The sequence below is a fragment of the Ramlibacter sp. genome, from assembly GCF_035706265.1.
In the GTDB taxonomy this organism is placed as follows: domain Bacteria; phylum Pseudomonadota; class Gammaproteobacteria; order Burkholderiales; family Burkholderiaceae_C; genus Ramlibacter.
Window position 1 is genome coordinate 1 of record NZ_DASSVG010000685.1, and the last position, 3,321, is coordinate 3,321.

Annotated in this window: 4 protein-coding genes; all 4 read left to right on the plus strand. The window is 71.7% G+C overall.

Annotated elements, in window-relative coordinates; all coding sequences use genetic code 11:
* A partial coding sequence (locus VFM98_RS24640) for an enolase C-terminal domain-like protein (protein ID WP_325112531.1) occupies window positions 1-592 on the plus strand: 592 nt, incomplete at its 5' end.
* Complete coding sequence (locus tag VFM98_RS24645) at window positions 589-1,062, plus strand: EVE domain-containing protein (RefSeq protein ID WP_325112532.1); 474 nt, start codon at window positions 589-591, stop codon at window positions 1,060-1,062. The genes VFM98_RS24640 and VFM98_RS24645, both read left to right, overlap by 4 nt.
* Window positions 1,059-1,820: a TSUP family transporter gene (locus VFM98_RS24650; RefSeq protein WP_325112533.1), complete on the plus strand. Its 762-nt coding sequence runs from the start codon at window positions 1,059-1,061 to the stop codon at window positions 1,818-1,820. The genes VFM98_RS24645 and VFM98_RS24650 overlap by 4 nt, the downstream gene beginning before the upstream one ends.
* Before the next feature lie 151 nt (window positions 1,821-1,971).
* Window positions 1,972-3,321, plus strand: a 1,350-nt coding sequence (locus VFM98_RS24655; protein WP_325112534.1) for a M3 family metallopeptidase, incomplete at its 3' end; no start/stop codon positions are given.

The following is a 3,321-nucleotide window of genomic DNA, read 5'->3' on the forward strand; positions in this document are numbered from 1 at the left end:
GGCATCCGAGTTCGGCCAGGGCGGGCGCTACCGGCTCGCGCTGGAGGGCGAGGAGCTCGATTCCGATGGCTTGGCCGAGCGGCTGCTGCGCTGGATCGAGCGCTATCCGATCGTCTCGATCGAGGATCCGCTGGCGGAGGACGACGAGGCCGGGCTCGTGGCCTTCACGCGTGCGGTGGGCGGGCGCGTGCAGGTGGTCGGCGACGACTACCTCGTGACCAGCGCCGAACGCGTGCGTGCCGCCGCGGCGGCCGGGGCCTGCAACTGCGTGCTGGTCAAGCCCAACCAGGCCGGCACGGTGACCGAGACCCGCGCCGCGCTGGAGGCGGCCCGCGCCCTCGGCTACGGCACCATCGTCTCGGCCCGTTCCGGCGAGACCGAGGACGTGGCCATCGTCCACCTGGCCACGGGCTGGAACGCCGGCCAGCTCAAGGTGGGATCGTTCGCGCGCTCGGAGCGCATGGCCAAGTGGAACGAGGGCGTGCGGCTGGAAACCCGGCCCGGCGGCCCCGCCGGCTTCGCCGGGCGCGCCGCGCTGCGCTCTTCTCCCTCCCCCGCTGGGGGAGGGTCGGGGTGGGGGCACACGGCATGACCACGAACTACTGGCTGATGAAATCCGAACCCGACGAGGTCTCGGTCGACGACGCGCTCGCGGCGCCGCATGCCACCGTCCCTTGGACGGGCGTGCGCAACTACCAGGCGCGCAATTTCATGCGCGACCAGATGCGCATCGGCGACGGCGTGCTGTTCTACCACTCCAGCTGCGCCGAGCCGGGCATCGTCGGCATCGCGCGGGTCGCCTCCACGCCCTACCCGGATCCGACCCAGTTCGACCCCAAGTCGCCCTATTACGACCCGGCCTCCAAGCCGGAGGCGCCGCGCTGGATGCTGGTGGACGTGCAGGTGCTGCGCAAGACGCGCAACCTCACGCTGCCCGAACTGCGGGCCGATCCCGCATTGCAGGACCTCGTCGTGCTGAAGAAGGGCAACCGACTCTCGATCACGCCGGTGGAGCCGGCGCACTGGCGCCACATCCTGAAGAAAGTCGACGCCAAGGCATGACGGCCTGGCAGTTCGTGGCCTTCCTGGCCTGCGTCGCGCTGGCCTCGTCGCTGCAGAACATCACCGGCTTCGCGCTGGCCCTCATCCTGCTGGGGCTGACGGGGCTGTTCGAGCTCGCGCCGCTGCCCGACGTCGCCAATGTGGCGACCGTTCTGTCGCTGGCCAATGCCGCGCTCCAGCTGCGCGGCACCCGCAAGTCGCTGCAATGGGGCGTGTGGCGCGACACGGTGACCGGCAGCGTGTTCGGCGTCGCCGCCGGCGTGGCGCTGCTGGCGTGGCTCAGCGTAAACGTCGTACTGGTGTTGCGCTTGCTGCTCGGGGTGGTGGTGATCGCCTGCGCCGTGATCGTGCTGGTGCGGACCAGGCCGGTCGAACGGCCCTCGTCGAGGGCGTCCTTCGGCGGCTACGGCTTCCTCTCGGGGCTGCTCGGGGGGCTGTTCTCCGCTTCGGGGCCGCCGCTCGTGTACCACTTCTATCGCCAGCCCTGGGACCTGGGATCACTGCGGGACACGCTGGTCGCCTGCCTGTCGTTCGGGTCCCTGCTGCGCCTGGCCATGGTGGTGCCCACGGGGCAGTTCAGCCTGCGCGCCGTGGGGCTGTCGGCCGCGGCGCTGCCGCTGGTCATGGGCATCACCTGGTGGATGCGCCGCCGCCCGCCGGGGTGGCGGCGCGAGACGGTGCTGAAGGTGGTGTGCGGATTGCTGGTGGTCACGGGCGTGGGCTTGATCGCGCCGGCGGTGGGGGCGTTGGTGCGCTAGCAGGCGCCGGGTTGCTGGGGTTCGGCGCTGGCCGAGGCTGTCGCCTCGGACTACGCGCCACGCGTGGCGCTCGGTCGCGCGCTCACCGCCAGCCTGCGTGCCGAATGCGCCCGTCCCTGCACGGACGTTGGCGCGTTCCTAGAATGGGCCGATGCCCTCCGATCCCGCCCCGAATCCCCTGCTCTCCCCCTGGACCGCGCCGTACGGCCTGGCGCCGTTCGCGCTGATCGAGCCTTCCCACTTCGAGCCGGCCTTCGCCCAGGCCCTGCAGGAGCATCGGGCCGAGATCGACGCCATCGCGCAGGACCCGCAGGCGCCCGACTTCGAGAACACGCTCGCCGCCTTCGACCGCGCAGGCCGGCGGCTGTCCCGCATCGCCATGGTGTTCTACAACCTGTGTGCCTCGGAAACCTCGCCCGCGCTGCAGGAAGTGCAGCGCCGGATGGCGCCCGTGCTGGCCGCGCACCACAGCGCGATCTCCATGAACCGGCCGTTGTTCGCGCGCATCGACGCGCTGCACGAGCAGCGCAGCCGCCTCGGGCTCGCGCCCGAACCGCTGAGGCTGCTGGAACGCACCCACCTGAACTTCGTGCGCGCCGGCGCGCGGCTGCCGCCCGAAGCGCAGCAGCGCTACGCCGAAATCGTGCAGGAACTGGCTTCGCTGCAGACCGTGTTCGCGCAGAACGTGCTGCACGACGAATCGGCCTGGGCGCTGGTGCTGCGCGAGGAGGCGGAGCTCGCCGGCCTGCCGGAATTCGTGCGCTCCGCCGCGCGCAAGGCGGCGCAGCAGCGCGGCCTGGGCGACGTCCACGCCATCACGCTGGGCCGCTCCTCCATCGTGCCCTTCCTCACCTTCTCCGAGCGGCGCGACCTGCGCGAGCAGGCCTGGCGCGCGTGGGTGGGCCGCGGCATGCAGGCGGGCGAGCACGACAACCGGCCGTTGATCGGCCGCATCCTGCAGCTGCGGCAGGAGCAGGCGCAGTTGCATGGCTACGCGAGCTACGCCGATTACGCCCTCGTGGACCGCATGGCGCGCACGCCGGCGGCGGTGGACCGGCTGCTGGACGACGTCTTCGAGCGCGCCAAGTCATCGCTGGAGCGCGAACGCGCCAGCCTCGAAGCCGTGCAGCGCACCGCCGGCGAGGCGGGCGCGATCGAGGCGTGGGACTGGCGCTACTGGGCCGAGAAGGTGCGCCAGCGCGACTTCGCGCTCGACGACGCAGAGCTCAAGCCCTACTTCGCGCTCGACGCCATGGTGCAGGCCGCCTTCGACTGCGCGCAGCGCCTGTTCGGCCTGCGCTTCGCGCCGCGCACCGATCTCGCGCTGTACCACCCCGACGTGCGCGCCTACGAGGTGCAGGACGCGCAGGGGAGTGCCGTGGGCCTGTTCATCCGCGACGACTTCGCCCGGCCGGCCAAGCGCAGCGGTGCCTGGATGAGCAGCCTGGCCGTGCAGGCGCGCAACGGCGGCGAGGTGCTGCCGGTGATCCTGAACAACAAC